At 64.0% G+C, this 17,438-nt stretch carries 8 protein-coding genes; 7 read left to right on the top strand and 1 reads right to left on the bottom strand.

Annotation, left to right across the window (positions count from 1 at the left end; all coding sequences use genetic code 11):
• The first annotated feature begins 695 nt into the window (after positions 1–695).
• The 6 genes from BC443_RS09370 to BC443_RS09395 are packed head-to-tail and all read left to right on the top strand — an operon-like array spanning position 696 to position 15,544.
• On the top strand, positions 696–2,756 hold the full coding sequence (locus BC443_RS09370; RefSeq protein ID WP_071231574.1) for a capsular polysaccharide biosynthesis protein: 2,061 nt from the start codon (positions 696–698) through the stop codon (positions 2,754–2,756).
• Between the two features lies 1 nt (position 2,757).
• A complete protein-coding gene (locus tag BC443_RS09375) occupies positions 2,758–4,020 on the top strand; it encodes a capsular biosynthesis protein (RefSeq protein WP_247643250.1) in 1,263 nt (420 codons plus the stop codon).
• Positions 4,017–4,829 (top strand): SDR family NAD(P)-dependent oxidoreductase, encoded by an 813-nt coding sequence (locus BC443_RS09380; protein WP_071231576.1) that lies wholly within the window; start codon positions 4,017–4,019, stop codon positions 4,827–4,829. Before BC443_RS09375 ends, BC443_RS09380 begins: the two co-directional genes overlap by 4 nt.
• The gene (locus BC443_RS09385; RefSeq protein ID WP_071231577.1) at positions 4,826–6,379 is read left to right on the top strand and encodes an LTA synthase family protein; all 1,554 of its coding nucleotides are present in this window, start codon (positions 4,826–4,828) and stop codon (positions 6,377–6,379) included. The genes BC443_RS09380 and BC443_RS09385 overlap by 4 nt, the downstream gene beginning before the upstream one ends.
• Before the next feature lie 37 nt (positions 6,380–6,416).
• On the top strand, positions 6,417–14,225 hold the full coding sequence (locus tag BC443_RS19085; RefSeq protein ID WP_071231578.1) for a type I polyketide synthase: 7,809 nt from the start codon (positions 6,417–6,419) through the stop codon (positions 14,223–14,225).
• Complete coding sequence (locus tag BC443_RS09395; RefSeq protein WP_071231579.1) at positions 14,222–15,544, top strand: aminotransferase class I/II-fold pyridoxal phosphate-dependent enzyme; 1,323 nt, start codon at positions 14,222–14,224, stop codon at positions 15,542–15,544. Before BC443_RS19085 ends, BC443_RS09395 begins: the two co-directional genes overlap by 4 nt.
• 129 nt (positions 15,545–15,673) lie before the next feature.
• Here BC443_RS09395 and BC443_RS09400 read toward each other — a convergent pair whose 3' ends face one another.
• A complete protein-coding gene (locus BC443_RS09400; protein WP_083387309.1) occupies positions 15,674–17,107 on the bottom strand; it encodes a glycosyltransferase family 2 protein in 1,434 nt (477 codons plus the stop codon).
• Positions 17,108–17,312: 205 nt separating this feature from the next.
• On the opposite strand from BC443_RS09400, the gene BC443_RS19210 reads away from it, so the two are divergent.
• The coding region (locus tag BC443_RS19210; protein WP_139284282.1) for a DUF1153 domain-containing protein at positions 17,313–17,438 on the top strand (126 nt) is incomplete at its 3' end.

Below are 17,438 nucleotides of genomic sequence, written 5' to 3' on the forward strand. Positions count from 1 at the left end.
AGTAACGAAACGAAAGTTTCCAATGGTCAAAACCGGCTCGAGAAACTCGGGACGCCGCTGCCACTTGTTATTTTCGAGACCTTTTTCGATCAATCACCCAGTCCAAGTCAAACTTTAAAATCGCGACAGGTAAGCTCATGTAAAGCGCCAAAGGCCGTTTCAAAAGCAGTGATAAAAACAAGTACACAGTACGGACTCATGCTAAAGAACGAGCCTTCACCCATACAGTCAATCCACTGATTTAAAAGGACTAAAATCTTTAAATGGCATCCTGAACGCCAACTGGACAGCGACATCCTTGGGGACAAAAACTGCACGTCTTTAAATTACCCAAACACGTCGAGCTTTTTATGGACCATTCGCTTAACCCAAAAACAACGAATTAAATACCTCGATTAAAATGGGCATAGACTGAGTTTATTAATACCCGGCGCAACGATTTTCCCCGCAGAAAAGTTTACTTACACTTCCCTTGTTTGTTAGCACTTTAACGATTACAAAAACTTCTTAGTTTTATCAATTCGACACACCGTAAAAGCAGGCCTATTCTTCGCCCTGCGTTACAATAAATTTGAAATTGCCTCAGTACTGACTCGAATCGCTCGAGTGCTCTTGCGAACCAGGCAAGAGACAGTGATGCAAACTTTTATTTGATGTTCTCCTTGATGACGGACCGCATCCGCTTTTAGTGACCCATGCCCAACGATTCGACAGTCCTGCGACCGTCCTCCCCTCGCGTGGCCGGCTACCTCTCCAAAGGGTTGGCACGCTGGAACATCATCCACTGCCTGCTACCGGAATATTCGCGCCAGGTCCGCCTCAAGCCCGGTAGCCGCCAGCCCGTCGATGCGATTCTCGGCTGGGGCCTGAAGCCCACCTCGACACAGGCAAGACGGTTGGCCGCACGGCGCGGCGTGCCGTATGTCGCCATCGAGGATGGCTTCCTGCGATCGCTGGGGCTGGGCGTCAACTACTCCCAGCCGCATAGCTTGGTCGTGGACTGCAGCGGCATCTATTACGACGCGACCCGCCCATCCGACCTGGAACGGCTGCTCGCCGAGGCCAATTTCGACGCAGACGAACTGGCACGTGCCAACCTGGCCATGCAGCGTCTGCGCCATTTGCGGCTGTCGAAATACAATCACGCGCCGGATCGGCCGCTGCCCCTCGCCGATCGACCGCGAGTGCTGATCGTCGACCAGACCCGCGACGACGCCTCCATTACTTACGGCATGGCCGATGCCAGCTCTTTCCAGCACATGCTGGAGTGCGCGATCGCCGACCATCCGGATGCCGAGATCCTGATCAAGACTCATCCCGACGTCATTGCCGGACGCAAGCAGGGTTATCTGACCCAGGCATCAAAGCACCCCCGCTGCCGGCTGATCGGTGACGACCTCAATCCGTGGGCGTTATTTGACGCCGTCGGCTCGGTCTACGTGGTCACCAGCCAGTTGGGGCTCGAGGCGCTGATGGCAGAAAAGCCGGTGCACTGTTTCGGCATGCCGTTCTATGCCGGCTGGGGGCTGACCCGGGATGCGCTACGCTGCGAGCGCCGCCAGCGTCAACGCACACTGCCGGAACTGTTCGCCGCGGCCTATCTGCGCTACTGCCGCTACGCCAACCCCTATACCGGGCAAGCCTCGACGCTGGAGGCCACCATCGATCTGATCGCCGATCAGAAGCGTCAGCGTGACCGCCTTGCCGGGCGTTGGCTGGCTGTCGGCTTTTCCAGCTGGAAACGCGCCTTCATTACCGATTTCCTCGGCCCGGCGTCGAGCGTGCGCTTTCTCCAAAGCGATCATCCTCAGCCGCTCGAACTGGAAGGACGGGACAGCCTGGTGGTGTGGGGGCAGAAAGCCACCGACGAGATCAAGGCGCTATGCCGTCAGCACGGCCTGAAATTATGGCGAATGGAGGATGGCTTCGTGCGTTCGGTCGGGCTCGGGGTCGACCTGACCCGGCCGCTGTCATTGGCCTTCGACTCTCGCGGGCTCTATTACGACGCCAATAACCCCAGCGATCTCGAGTATCTACTGGCGGAGACGGATTTCGAACCTGCGCTGCTGGCACGAGCCGGCCGCCTGCGCCAGCGCCTGATCGAGCTGAAGCTGTCGAAGTACAACGTGCGTGGCAAGACGCGGCCCGTGCTTCCACAGGACATGGGCGGCTCTCGCCCGATCGTACTGGTGCCCGGCCAGGTCGAGAGCGACGCCTCGATCGCCCATGGTTCACCCGAGATCAAGACCAATCAGGCGTTGCTCGAGGCCGTCCGACAGAATCGGCCCGACGCATTCGTCGTCTACAAGCCGCATCCGGACGTCGTCTCGGGGGCACGGATCGGCCTGTTCGACAGCACCGCACGCAAGCTCTACGACCTTGAACTGGTCGACTACGACATCGTCGATCTGATCGAACTTGCCGACGAGATCCACACCATGTGCTCGTTGACGGGTTTCGAAGGGCTGTTGCGGGGTGTGGAAGTGCATACCTACGGGCTGCCGTTCTATGCCGGCTGGGGGCTGACCCACGATCGGCTACATGCCTCGCGTCGCCAACGACGGCTGACGCTGGACGCGCTGATCGCCGGCGCGCTGTTGATGTATCCAACCTACGTCGACCCTGCCACTGGCGAGCTTTGCAACGCCGATACCGCCGTCGAACTGATGCGGCAGCAGCGCGACCAACGCTCGGGACTTCCTCTGCGCGTCCGCCTGTATCGGCTATACCGCAACCTGTTTTCCAGAAGGCGATGACTTGAGTGCTTTGACTTTGAGCAACATGCGCAAACACTTTTTGCTGCTACAAGGTGTCTGCTCCCCGTTCTTCGACCGGCTGGGCGAGCGGTTGCGGGCGGCGGGCCATGCGGTGACCAAGGTCAATTTCACCGTGGGTGACAGCGTCTACTGGCGCCAGGGAAACACCTACGTCTATCGTGGCCAGGCCAAGGACATTCCCGAGTTCCTTTGCGGGATCTGGGAGCGTCACGGCATCACCGACCAGGTGGTCTTCGGCGACCGTCGCCCGGTGCATCGTCGTGCGATTCTGGCCGCGCGTCGTCGCGGCATCCGCAATCACGTCTTCGAAGAGGGCTATTTCCGGCCTTACTGGGTGACGCTGGAGCGCGAGGGCGTCAACGCCCATTCGCTGCTGCCACGCGACCCCGCCTGGTATCGGGAAGCCGGCAAGCGCCTGCCCAGTGTCGGACGCCCTCAGGCCTTTCCCAACCAGTTCCACACCCGTGCGAGGCACGACGTGCTCTATCACCTGGCCGGCGCCGCGAACCCGTTTCTGCATCCGCACTACCGCAATCACGCCCTGGTCACGGCGCCGGTGGAGTACGCCGGCTTCCTGCTGCGCAAGCTCCGCAAGCCACATTGGAAACGTAGCGACAATGAGCGCTTGCAGGCGTTGATGGAATCCCGGCGCCCGTTCTACCTGCTGCCGCTGCAGTTGAAGAACGACGCCCAGATCCGTTACCACTCCGACTACAAGAACATGCAGGAAGTGATCGGCAAGGTGGCCGCTTCGTTCGCCTACCATGCACCCAGCGATGCATTTCTGGTGATCAAGAATCACCCGCTCGACATGGGGCTGGCCCAGTACGCACGACTGATCACGGTATTGACCCATGAATACGACCTGGGCGACCGCCTGGTCTATCTCGAGGGCGGCAACCTCGAGGCCCTGCTCAAGCGGGCCAGCGGCCTGATCACCGTCAACAGCACCGCCGGCAATGTGGCGCTGGGATTCGGCTGCCCGACCCATACCCTGGCCTCGCCGATCTACGACATGCCAGGCCTGACTCATCAGGGCTGGCTGGATGATTTCTGGCTCGATATCCCGGCCCCGGACGCGACACTCTTCCGGGCCTACCGGCGAACGGTCGCCGGGACCGTTCAGATCAACGGCGGGTTCTACTGCCGCCCCGGCATCGACCTGGCTGCGGAAAATGCCCTGCAAGCGCTGCAAAGAGAGCGCTCTCCATTAAAACAGCTCATGGATGAGATCGCGTCATGACCCGAATCGTCATCACTGGCGCTACCGGTGCCATCGGCCAGGCGCTGGCCGCTGTTTATGCCAGGCCCGGCAACCAGTTGATCCTGCATGGCCGGCAGCGCGACGTGCTCGAGACGCTGGCAGATAACTGCCGCGACGCCGGTGCCGAGGTCGAGCTGAGCCAGGTCGAACTGGGTCAGGCCGAACCGGGCCAGTTCGAAAAGGACAAGGACGAAGCGCTGTTCGGCTGGCTGGAATCGCTGTGTGACCCCTCAGTGCCGGATATCGTCATCGTCAACGCCGGCATGAACATCAACATCGGCGAAGACGGTAGTGGCGAGCCGTGGGAAGACGCCAGCCGTCTGCTCGAGATCAACCTGCGCGTGCCGATGGCGATGGGCAACTTCCTCGGCAAGCGTATGCGTGCCGCCGGGCGCGGGCAATTGGTGCTGATGAGCTCGCTGGCGGCCTATCACGGTCTGCCGGTCACACCGAGCTACAGCGCCAGCAAGGCCGGCGTCAAGGCCTATGGCGAAGCGCTGCGCGGCTGGCTGGCGCCTTATGGCGTCGGCGTCAGTGTGGTCATGCCGGGCTACGTCAGCTCGAAGATGTGCCACGAGATGCCTGGCCCCAAACCGTTTCTGTGGCAACCCGAACGCGCCGCCAAGGTCATCGCCCGGGGCATCGAGCGCAACCGTGCCCGGATCAGCTTTCCATTCCCGCTCAATTTCGGCTGCTGGTGGCTGGCCGTGCTGCCGGCGGCGATCTCCCAGCGCCTGCTCAAGTGGCTCGGCTATGACCCCGACCATGGCGACGGAGCGCATCGATGATTCAGGGCTTCTGGAACGGTTTCTGGGCCACGATCGCCACACTGGTCGTCACCAGCCTGTTCGAACTACTGCTGAAACCTCGCCCCCAGCCGCTGTGGCAACGTGCTCCGGCCGCGATCGCCGTACATCTGGCGACTGCGGTGCTGCACTTCGCCTTCTGGCTGCTGGTGGTGCAGCGCCCCTGGTTCGCGCTGGTGATCGCCGCCTCGCTGCAGATGGTGGTCATCCAGGTCAACAACACCAAGTCGACCTCCCTGCGGGAACCCTTCCTGTGTCAGGACTTCGAGTACTTCGTCGATGCGGTGCGCCATCCTCGGCTTTACATTCCATTTTTCGGTATCGGCCTGACCATTGCCGCCAGCGCGGCCGGCGCCATCGCGATCGGCATCGGCTTCTGGCTCGAGCCCTCGCTTTACGGACATGCCGATGCGCCCTGGTCACTGCTGGGGACGCTGGTGCTGGTCGCGGCGAGCGTTGCCGTACTGGCCCGGCAACTGCCCCGCCTGTCCGACTGCACGCTGGAACCCAACGAAGACCTGGTCAGCCTCGGCCTCTACCCCTATCTCTGGGCCTACGGCCGGCTGACACGCCACCCCATCGACCGCCAGGATAATGACGCCGCCTTCGCAGCGCCGGCCGATCCTGACGCGATCGATGCCGCCAGGCTGCCGAACGTGGTACTGGTCCAGAGCGAATCCTTCTTCGATCCGCGCGACTGGCACCCGGCCATTCGCCGCGAACTGCTCGGCGAGTACGACGCGCTAATGACTGAAGCGTTGCAGAGCGGGCGTTTCGACGTGCCCGCCTGGGGCGCCAATACCGTGCGCACGGAGTGCGCGGTGCTCACCGGGTTCACGCCGTCCCGGCTCGGCGTGCATCGCTTCAACCCCTACCATCAGCTATCGAAACTGCCGGCCAACAGCCTGGCCGGCGCGCTCAAGCGCCTGGGTTATCGCACCGTCTGCATTCACCCGTATCCAGCCAGCTTCTATCTGCGTGACAAGGTCTACCCCAGGCTGGGCTTCGATACCTTCCTGGACATCGCCGACTTCGACATCAGCGAGCGCGACGGCCAGTACATCGGCGATCTCGCATTGGCGGAGCGGGTTCAGCAGCAATTGGCAGCGGCCGACGGGAAGCCACTGTTTATTTTCGTGATCAGCATGGAGACCCACGGCCCGCTCCATCTGGAAGTGGCAGACCCGACCGTCGCCGAACGGTGGCTCGAAGGCCGCGTTACCCGCGGTTGCGAAGCGCTAACGGTTTATCTAAGGCATCTGCGCAATACCGATTGTATGCTTGGACGACTCAGGGATTCTCTTCGGAGAAATGAACGGCCCGGCATTCTGGGTTTCTACGGAGACCATGTGCCGATCATGCCGAAAGTCTACGCACTGCATGGCGAGCCGGATGGTTTAACGAACTATTTCATCTGGCAGACCGCACCCCATTCGAGCGATAACGTACGAATGACGCTCCCAGCCGATAAATTAGGCACAACGATCTACGACAGAATCATCGAACATGCCGGCGAGTTTGGTGCGAATTGAGAAAGGCGTAGCCAATGCTACGAAGCAAGGAGTCCCAATGACCAAACGCGTTGCCATCATCGGCGCAGCTCACCGGTTCCCGAGTGCCCCGACATCACAACGTTTCTGGCAAGCGCTCAAGGCTGGTGAAGACCTCGTCACCACAGTCGCCGACGACCGCTGGGGTATGGAGGCCTATCGCCATCCCGACAAGCAGCACCCTGGCACCAGCTACACTTTTGCCGCCGGCAGTCTCGGCGACATTGCCGGCTTCGACGCCAGCTTCTTCGGCATCTCGCCGCGTGAAGCCGCCCAGATGGACCCGCAGCAGCGCATCCTGCTGGAAATGGCCTGGGAAGCGATGGAAGACGCCGGCATCCCGCCGCAGACGCTGCGCGGCAGTCAATGTGGCGTGTTCCTGGGTATCGCCAGTCTCGACTATTCGTACCGCATGGCCGACGACATGTCGGTGATCGACACCTCGACCGCGACCGGCAACACCTCGAGCATCGCCTCGAACCGCATCTCCTACGTGTTCGACCTGCACGGCCCGAGCATGTCGATGGATACCGCCTGCTCCTCGTCGCTGGTCGCCTTTCACCAGGCGTGCCAGTCGATCCGCAGCGGCGAAACGGAAATGGCGCTGACCGGCGGCATCAGCCTGCATCTGCACCCGTTCGGCTTCATCATCTTCTCCAAAGCGAGCATGCTCTCGCCCACCGGACGCTGTCAGGTCTTCGACGAATCCGGGGATGGCTACGTGCGCTCCGAGGGCGGCGGCATCTTCCTGCTCAAGGACTACGACAAGGCCGTCGCCGACGGCGACCGGATCCTGGCCGTCGTCGCCGGCAGCGGCGTCAATACCGACGGTTTCAAGAAAGGCCTGACCGTCCCCAACACCGACGCCCAGGTCGCGCTGATGAGCCGGACCCTGGCGCGTGCCGGGCTGACGCCGGACGACATCGACTACCTGGAAGCCCACGGCACCGGCACTGCCGTCGGCGACCCGCTGGAAACCCGCGCCATTGGGGCGGCGATCGGCCAGAAGCGCAAGACGCCGCTGCCGATCGGCTCGGTCAAGAGCAACCTCGGCCACCTGGAGACCGCCTCCGGCGTCGCGGGGCTGGCCAAGGCGCTCTATGCCCTGCGTGAACGTGAAGTACCCGCCACTATCGGTATCCGCAAGGTCAACCCGCGGATCGACCTGGCAGGCTGGAATCTCGACATCGTAGACAAGCCGCGCAAGCTGAAAGCCGAAGGCCAGTTGACCATCGGCATCAACTCGTTCGGTTTCGGCGGCGCCAATGCCCACGTCATTCTGCAGTCGCCGAGCGAGACGCTGCAGCCCGAGGCAGCCGGCCAGCCCAAGGCTCCCGTCCGCAAACTGCCGCTATGCCTGAGCGCCCGCAGCCCGGAAGCGCTGCGCGAGTTCGCCGCCCGCCTGAGCGACAACCTGACCGCGGGCAACGTGTCGTTCTACGACACCGCCTACAGCCTGACCTTCCGCCGCGAACGCCATCCGCACGCGGCGGTACTGCTCAGCGACAACGCCGCCGACGCGATCACCCGGCTGGATGCCCTGGCCGCCGCCGAAAGTGTCCCCGGCGCCGCCGTTGGTGAACGGGTCGACAACGGTTTTGGCCCGGTATTCGTTTACGACGGCAACGGCTGCCAGTGGACGGCGATGGGCCGTACGCTGCTGAACGAATCCCCGGTCTTCGCTGCCGCCGTCGACGAGGTCGACGCGCTGTTCGCCAGCCACGCCGGCTTCTCGCTGCGTGCCGAGCTGGAGGGGATCAATCAACAGAACGCCGCCGAAGGCGAAGATCGCCTGGCGCGGACCGAAATCGCCCAGCCGGCGCTGTTCGCGCTTCAGGTCGGCGTGACCCGACTGCTCGAATCCGAAGGCGTGCGCCCCGCAGCCGTCACCGGCCACAGCGTCGGTGAAGTTGCCGCGGCCTGGGCCTGCGGCGCACTGAGTCTGGCCGATGCGGTCAGCGTCATCTATCACCGCAGCGCCTGCCAGGGCCGCACTCGGGGCAGCGGCGAGATGACCGCCGTCGGCCTCGGTGTCGATGCCATGCAGCGCTGGCTGGACGATCCCGCCGATTCCAAGGACGGTTCCAAGGACGGTTCCAAGGGCTATGCGGACATCGTGATCGCCGGGGACAACAGCCCCAAAGGCGTGACACTGGCCGGCCCCGCGCAAGCGCTCGAGCGCCTGGAAGCGGCGCTCTCCGCCGAGCGGGTCTTCGCCAAACGCCTGGCGCTGGATTACGCCTTCCACAGCCCGGCCATGGACCCGATCCACCAGGACGTGATCGACGCCCTGAGACACATCACGCCTCGCGCCGGTCGCGTGCCGTTCATCTCCACCGTTGCCGGCAAGGTGCTGGAAGGCAGCGAACTGGGCGCCGAATACTGGTGGCTCAACATCCGCGAGCCGGTGCAGTTCGGGCCGGCGGTCGATTCGCTGATCGAATCCGGCGCCCGCGCGTTCATCGAGATCGGCGCCCAGCCGATCCTGCGTCGCTACCTGACCGATGCCTTCACCGCCCGGTCGGTCACCGGCAGCGCCATCGGCACGCTGAGCCGCGATCATGACGGCGCCAGCGCCATGGAAGCCAGCCTCGCCGCGCTGCTGGTCAGTGGTGCCGTTTCCCCCGAGGCGTGGTTCCCGGTTGCCGGGCGTTTCGTCGACCTGCCGCACTACCCCTGGCAGCGCGAGCGCTACTGGATCAAGACGACCGGCGACTCCCAGGGCCTGATGGGACGCCACTACGAACACCCGCTGCTGGGCTACCGCCTGGCGCGCCAGGGCATGGCGTGGGAAAGCCAGCTCGATACCCGCCGCCTCCCCTGGCTGGCCGACCACCGCGTCGGTGATGCCACGGTATTCCCCGGCGCCGGTTTCGCGGAACTGGCGCTCGCCGCCGCCGCGGCTGCCAAGGCATCGCCGGTGCTGGATATCGAAGCGCTGGAAATTCTCAGCCCGCTGCTGCTCGACGCCGCCCACGGCAAGAAGCTGCAACTGGAGATCCAGGATGCCGACGGCGCCCTGACCATGAAGACCCGCGAGCCGGCCAGCGAGGATGCCTGGACGCTCAATGCCCGCGCCCGCATCGCGGTGCAGACGCGTGGCCTGCTGCTGACGCGTCGTGGCACGCCGCTGCCGGACCGGCCGGCGGATGTCACCCGCGAGCAGCATCTGGCGATGGCCGAGCACGTGGGGCTGGAGTATGGCCCCGGCTTCCAGGCGATCAGCGAAATCTGGATCGAGGGCGACCGTGCCGTGGGTCGCGTCGAGCTGCCCGCTGCCATTGCCGAGGATCAGCGCGACTGCCTGCTGGCACCGGGGATTCTCGACAGCGCCTTCCAGCTGTTCATCCCGCTGCTGGCAGACGAACTCGCCAAGGCCGGTGGCCTGGCCTTCGTCCCGGTGCGCCTGGAGCGACTCCAGCTTCAGGTCGATGCCGCGCCGCCGGCGTCGATGGAAGTGCGCCTGACCAGTCGCGCACCGCACTCGCTGTGCGCCGACGTCGCACTGTTCGATGCCGCCGGCAACGCCGTGGCGGTGGTCGAAGGCGCGCGTTTCAAGGCCGCCCGCCTGCGCCACGCCGTACAGCACCGGCTCAGCTATCTCGACCATCGCCTGGTGCCGGCGCCGCGTGAAGCCGCCGCCCTGCCGCTGGATGACACCACCGCCGAGCTGGCGCTGGGTCAGCTGATCGAGAACTACCGCAGCGTGACCGATGGCCGCTACGGCGACGAAGTCGAACCGCTGCTCGAGACACTGGTCTCCGCGTTTCTCGACGAGGCGCTGCGCAGCTATGCCGACAGCGACGGCCAGCTCTTCACCGATCAACTGCCTACCGACTCACTGCTCGCCGGGCCTCTCGAGGCCGGCACGACCGAGCCCCGCCAGCGCCGCCAGGCGGTGATCGAACTCGCTCTTGCCATCGGCATCGCGGCGGAAACGCCGACTGGCTGGCAGTTGCAGGAAGCGCCGGAGATCGACGCGGCAACGATATGGAACCTGCTGATCCGGGACTATCCGGACTACGCCGCACTGACCCACAGTATCGGCCGTTTCGGCCTGCACCTGACGGACTGGCTCGAAGGGCGTCTCGACGATCATCCTAATAACCGGGCCACGCTGGGCCTGGATGCTCCGCGCCTGACTCGGCTGGTACAGGCTGCCGTCAGCGAACGCGGCTGGTACGCGCTGGCAGATACCTGGCTTTCGCAATACGCCATGTCGCTGGAGCTGCTGCCGCCCCACCAGCGGCTGGTGATGCTCGAAGCCTCGGCGCTGCGTCCGCAGCTCGGCGAACGGCTGATGAGCGGCCTGACCGGCGATCGCGCCCAGTATCGCTTCGCCGCCCTGAGAGACAGCGCGTCTAGCGAAGCACAATCCCTGGCGGAACACGACGCCAGGGTGGATCTGCTGACGCTCGATGCCGCCGCGCCCGCGATCGGCGCCAATGTCGCGCTGGTGACGCTGGATGGCACGCAGAACGAAATCGACAAGCTGCTGCGCTGGCTACCGGCGCAGTTGGCGGACGACGCCCAGATCGCGTTCCTGGTACTGGGCGACACCGACTGGCAGTCGTTCCTGTCGATGGCGATGGGACCGGACACCCGTCCTGCCGACCTCCAGACCACGCTGCAGCAACTGGAAGCGCTGGGGTATCGTCAGATCGAACGCCACGCGCTGGAAAGCGAGCAAGGCGGCCTGCAGCTGTTGACCGTCCAGGCCCCGATGGCGGCACGCTCGACGGAAACCGAATCCGAGCGCCTTCGTGGCGATGCGGCCCATCCCGCCGAGCAGTGGCTTATCATCAGCGACGACCACTCTCAATGGCTGGCCGCGAAACTCGTCACACGCTTCGAGACGCTGGGCCAGACCGCGCATCATCTGGTCGGCAGCGAACTGGCGCCCCAGGACCTGCTCCCGCTAGCGCTCGAGTCCTTCAACCCGAGCCAGATCGTCGACCTGCGCGGCCTGGCAAGCGCCGCTGAAGACCGCTGCGTGCTGGCCGCCCAGTGGTTGCAGACACTGGAGGCTCACGAGAGCCCTGCTGCGCTCTGGTGGCTGACGCTGGGTGTGGGTGCGCACTATTCCAAGCTGCCCGAAGACGCAGCAAAAGCGCCGTTCGGCTCGATGCGGTTCGACGATGCTGTAAGCCAACTATCCGAACTTTCTACGCGGTCCGACGCCACCGCGCTTTCTATACCGCCCGAAGCCGCAGCAAGCGCGCCGCACGGTTCTACGTCGTCTGAGCTTTCCGGGCTGCCCGAAGACGCTGCGCAGCGGTCCAAGCTGCCCGAAGACGCAGCGCTTTGGGGCTTCGGCCGCTCGCTGCAGAACGAGGCCGGGAGCCGCCCGGTGCGGCTGCTGGATCTGCCGCTGTCGAGCCGGGACACGCTGTCCAACGAGCTGCTGGATGCGTTGCTGTTCGAACTCAGCGTGCCGGATGCGGAAACCGAAATCATACTGGACGCCGACGGCCAGCGCTGGGTGCCGAGGCTGGGTCTGGCGCCGGCGCCCGGCACGCAAGTCGGCGGCGATGAAGCCTCCGCCAGCGATCGCGCCGTCAGCCTGGGCTTCGAGCTGCCGGGTCAGCTGCGCCATCTGCGCTGGCAGCCGCATGATCTGCCCGCGCCGCAAGCCGGCCAGGTCGAGATCGCGGTCAAGGCCACCGGGCTCAACTTCCGCGACGTGATGTACGCGCTCGGCCTGCTCTCCGACGAAGCGATCGAGAACGGCTTCGCCGGCCCCACGCTGGGCCTGGAGTTCGCCGGTGAAGTGATCAGCGTCGGCGATCCCGTTGGCTCGCTGCGCCCCGGTGATGCAGTGGTCGGCTTCGGCCCCGCCAGCTTCAGCGACCGGCTGATCGCCGACATCAACGCAGTGGCCAGGATTCCTGCCGAGATCGGCTATGCCGCCGCGGCGACGATCCCGACGACCTTCTTCACCGTCTACTACTCGCTCAAGCATCTGGCTCGTGTGCAGCCCGGCGAACGGCTGCTGATCCACGGCGCGGCCGGCGGCGTCGGCCTCGCCGCGATCCAGGTCGGCCGCTGGCTGGGGGCCGAGATCTACGCCACCGTCGGCTCGCCGGAGAAGCAGGACTTCCTGCGGCTGATGGGGGTCGATCGCATCTACGACTCGCGCAGCCTGACCTTTGCCGAAGAGATTCTTCACGACAACTTCCTGGAGCGTCAGACCCGGGAGGGCGACGGCAACGGCCAGCGTGTCGGCGCCGATGGCGTCGACGTGGTGCTGAACTCCCTGGCCGGTGAAGCGATCAACCAGAACCTTCGCGTGCTCAAGCCATTCGGCCGCTTCATCGAACTCGGCAAGCGCGACTTCTACGAGAACACCAAGGTCGGCCTGCGCCCGTTCCGCAACAACCTGAGTTACTTCGGCGTCGACTCCGACCAGCTCATGAGCGAGCTGCCGGAACTCACCGGCGAGCTGTTCACCGAGATGATGGCGCTGTTCGCCGACGGCACGCTGTCACCGCTGCCGTACATCGCCTTCGGCAGCGATCGCGTGGTCGAGGCGTTCCGCTACATGCAGCAGGCCCGCCAGATCGGCAAGGTCGTCGTCACCTACGAACGCCCGCCGCAGATGGCGCCGGCCCCCGCGAAGGACATTCCGCTGACGCTGAATGCCGCCGGCACCTATGTCGTGACCGGCGGCCTCGGCGGCTTCGGCCTGGCCACCGCCGAATGGCTGGCCGCCAAGGGCGCGCGCCAGCTGTTGCTGCTGAGTCGTCGCGGCCCCGTCACCGAGGAGGCCGAAGCCGGCATCGCACGGCTGGAAGCACTCGGCGTCACGGTGGCGGCTCGCGCCTGCGACGTGACCGATGCCGAGGCGCTCGAACGCGTGCTGGACGAAGCGCGTCAATCGCTGGGGCCGATTCGCGGCATCGTCCACGCAGCGACCGTCATCGACGACGGCCTGATCCGCAATCTCGACGAATCGCGCATCCGCCACGCCATGGCGCCGAAGCTCGAAGGCGCGCGCCATCTGGATTCGCTAACGGCCGACGACGCGCTCGAATTCTTCGTGGTCTACTCCTCGGCGACCACGCTGTTCGGCAACCCCGGCCAGGCGAGCTACGTGGCCGCCAACCACTGGCTGGAAGCCTTCACCGCCCACCGGCGCGCCAACGGGCGCCCGGCCACGGTGGTGCGCTGGGGCGCGATCGAGGACGTGGGCTTCCTGGCCCGCAACACCCAGACCCGCGACAGCCTGCAGGAACGTCTCGGCGGCCAAGCGCTGACCTCCGCCGATGCCCTGGCGGTGCTCGAGCGCATGCTGGTGGCCGATGTCGCCTCGCTCGGCGTGCTCGAACTCGACTGGCGCGCCCTGGCGCGCTTCCTGCCCACGGCGGAAGCGCCGCGCTACCGGGAAATCGCTCGCACCGCCGAGGACGACGGCAGCCAGGAAGGCGACGATGACCTGCAGAAGCTGCTGGCCAGTCTGGCGCCGGAAGCGCTTCACACCACCCTGATCGACGTCCTCAGCAAGGAACTCGCCAAGATCCTGCTGATCGACGAGGAGAAGATCGATATTCACAAATCCGTCTACGACATGGGCTTCGACTCGCTGATGGGTGTCGAGCTGGTGACCGCACTGGAAGCCCGCCTGGGCGTCCAGGTTCCGGTCATGGTGCTCAGCGAGGCCGGCACGCTGGCCAAGCTGTGCGACTACCTGATACTCAAGCTGCGTGGCGACGAAGCCCCGTCAGACAGCGATGAAGACGCCCTCAGCGGTCTGGCCGCCCAGCACGGCGTCGAGGTGTTGCAGAATGGCGGTGGATCACAGGGCGACGCCGGGGAGGCCAAATCATGAGCCAGTCCCGCGACGTGCTGAAGCAGCGCCTGCTGCAGGAAGCCCGCCAGCGCCGCCAGCAACGGCCGGAGGGCGATACCGCCCCCAGGCCGGCCGCGACCAGCGTCGACGAGCGCTTCACCCGCTTCGATCGTCATCCGGGCTATCAGCAGCTCAAGATGATGCGCGAAGGCGGCAAGCGCCTGGGTATTCCCGACCCGTTCTTCAAGGTCCACGAGAGCACTGCCGGGGCGACCACGGTGATCGGCGGGCGCGAGTGCATCAATTTCGCCAGCTACAACTATCTGGGCCTGGCGCATCACCCCAAGGTGATCCAGGCCGGCATCGATGCGCTGAATCGCTATGGCAGCTCGGTCTCGGCCAGCCGCCCGGTTTCCGGCGAACGGCCGATCCACCACGAACTGGAACGGGCGATCGCCGAGACGTATGAAGTCGAAGACGCCGTGGCGTTCGTCAGCGGCCACGCCACCAACGTTTCGACGCTGGGCTACCTGCTCGGCCCCAAGGACCTGATCCTTCACGACGAGTACATCCACAACAGCACCGTGGTCGGCGCGCAGCTCTCCGGCGCGCGCCGCATGAGCTTCGCGCACAACGATCCGGCTGCGCTCGAGACGCTGCTGACGCGCCATCGCCGCCAGTTCGAGCGCGTGGTGGTCGTGATCGAAGGGCTCTACAGCATGGATGGAGACGCTCCGGATCTGAAGCGCTTCGTCGAGATCAAGCAGCGCCACCAGGCGTGGCTGATGGTGGACGAAGCCCACTCCTTCGCCGTGATGGGCGACCGGGGGCTGGGGCTGCGGGAATACTGCGGCGTGCCGGCTGGCGATGTCGATATCTGGATGGGCACGCTCTCCAAGACGCTCTCCGGCTGCGGCGGCTATATCGCCGGCTGTCGTGAACTGGTGGAAATGCTGCGCTACTTCGCGCCGGGGTTCCTCTACAGCGTGGGCATGCCCGCCCAGGTGGCCGGGCCGTCGCTGGCTGCCTTGCAGGTGATGAAGGAAGAGCCCGAGCGCCTGAAGCGCCTGCACGATATCTCGCGCTACTTCCTGCAGCAGGCACGGCTCAAGGGGTTCGATATCGGCGAGAGCATCGGGGTCGCCGTCGTGCCGGTGATCGTCGGCAGCTCCGTGCTGGCCGCCGGGCTATCGGACGCCCTGCTCAAGGACGATATCAACGTGCAGCCGATCCTTCACCCTGCCGTGCCCGAGAAAAGTGCGCGCCTGCGCTTCTTCCTCAACTGCGACCACACCCGCGAGCAGATCGATCGGACTCTCGACATGCTCGAGATAGAGTGGAAAGCGCGTACCGCCTAGGACCGCAACGAACTGCGTACCGATCGCCATCTCTAAGCGACGATGAAACGACGAAGGCCTGCCGTGCTGGCAGGCCTTCGAGATACTTTCGTACGAACGATAATCGACAGGATTCGAGACCGCGTACTTTCAGCGGCGATCGTACTCACTAGCCGAACCGGTGGCCCTTTGAGAGGCATCCCCGGGGGAAAACCCGAGCCAACCGAGCATCACCATGAACCACGAATGGGGCCTTGCCGGCTGAGTCGACGTAAGACTCGTTTCCGGCCCCCCGACACGTTGGTCGACCGGGGCCTGGATTGGCTCGGCGGCAACTGGCGACTCGACCGAAGGAACCGGCGGCTTCTCGGCTCCCCCTACGTCATGATTCGTTCCGCTCGAGGGTGCCGTTGCCTGGGCAGGAACCGGCGTATCGAGCATTGGCTCGACTGGCGACTTGACCGAGGGGGCCGGCGACGTCTCGGTTTCGACAACGGCATGGCGCGTTCCTCTCAAGAACGCTATCGCCTGGGTACGCTCCGGTGTCTCGAGCCTCTCTTTTACCATTCGCACTGCGCGGCGAGCTCTTGCGAGAATATCGGCCTTATCCTGGGTGATGAGGCTTTCGATATCGAGCGCTGCCAAGAAGCGCTCTCGCTGAAGCGCGTAATCGCGATATTCCTCTTCCGACCAGAAGAAGCGATAGCGTATCGATACATTCCGGTGGGACCGGTAGCCAGGGCGATTCATCTTCAACCGGCGGCGCTGGGAAGGCCGACCGCGAAGTGACAACGCCATGTACTCCTGTTCCGAGCGATACATCCGATGAATGATGTAAGCGCTTTTCGGCTTCATGGCGCTGCGAGATGCCAACTCCGACTGCTGCTCATCGAACGTCATCGGCGCGCCATCGGCATCCAGCGGCGTCACCTCCGCCCCGAAGATGGGGTGATGGACTCGCACGTGTCTGATATCGATGCCATCGAGCGGAAACAGGGTCTTCAAATGGGAAGAGAGTTCATAACCGGCGCCACGCTGCAATGGCGTGAACGGGGCATGCTGGCCCAGCTCGCAATGCCATAAATGACAGATAGGCTGAGGCCGGCCGTCAACGCAGGTTCGGGCCACGAAACGGTCAACGGAGGTGGCAAAGTCATTGGGCGTCCAGAATTCATCGATATCCAGAAACAAGAGCCAATTCACGCCCTGCTGGCGAGACTGCTCGAGCTCCTTTGCATAGGCGACCGTCTGCAGCTTGGCGCTGACGCCCGGATCGCAAAGGTCGATCCAGTCGATAAACTCGAAGGTGACCTGAGGGTAAGATTGGCTTATTCGTTCCAGCACGGCGGCCGAGGCGTCCGAAGTGCGGTTGATATAGACGTGAATGAGATCGAACCCAAAGTGCAGATGGTGAAAGACCCACTCGGCCAGATACGGCCCTTCGTCCTTGGCCACGGCACAGACTTTGAATAACGGCTTCATACCTGGACTCCTTGGAACGCCATAGGTCAGGTTGTTATTGGGAACAGTAAATAGCCATGCAAAGCCTGCGATCTGGCGCTGTCGACACAGCCTGTGCAGCATCGGGCAACACCAGATAATGGACAAGATGGTTTATCTCACACTCATGACTTCAGTCGGCGTGCCTTACAGTTAAATACCGTTCGTCAAGCGGCAGTTGGCATAAGCGCAATTGGTGAGGCGGAGTCAGGATATTCGCAACGTCTGAGGAGTGAAGTGACCCCCTCCAGAACTGCACAGGGTATAGTGCAGCCATCAGGAGGACAGGATGAGCGACGACAACCCCATCAAGCGATGGACCGCGAAGCGCAAGGCCGCCGTGGTCATGGATATCTTCAAGGGCAAGACCACGGCTGCTGAGGTGGCTCGCCAGTACGATCTCACTGTCTCCGAG

The organism is Salinicola sp. MIT1003, from assembly GCF_001858555.1.
Lineage (GTDB): Bacteria > Pseudomonadota > Gammaproteobacteria > Pseudomonadales > Halomonadaceae > Salinicola > Salinicola salarius.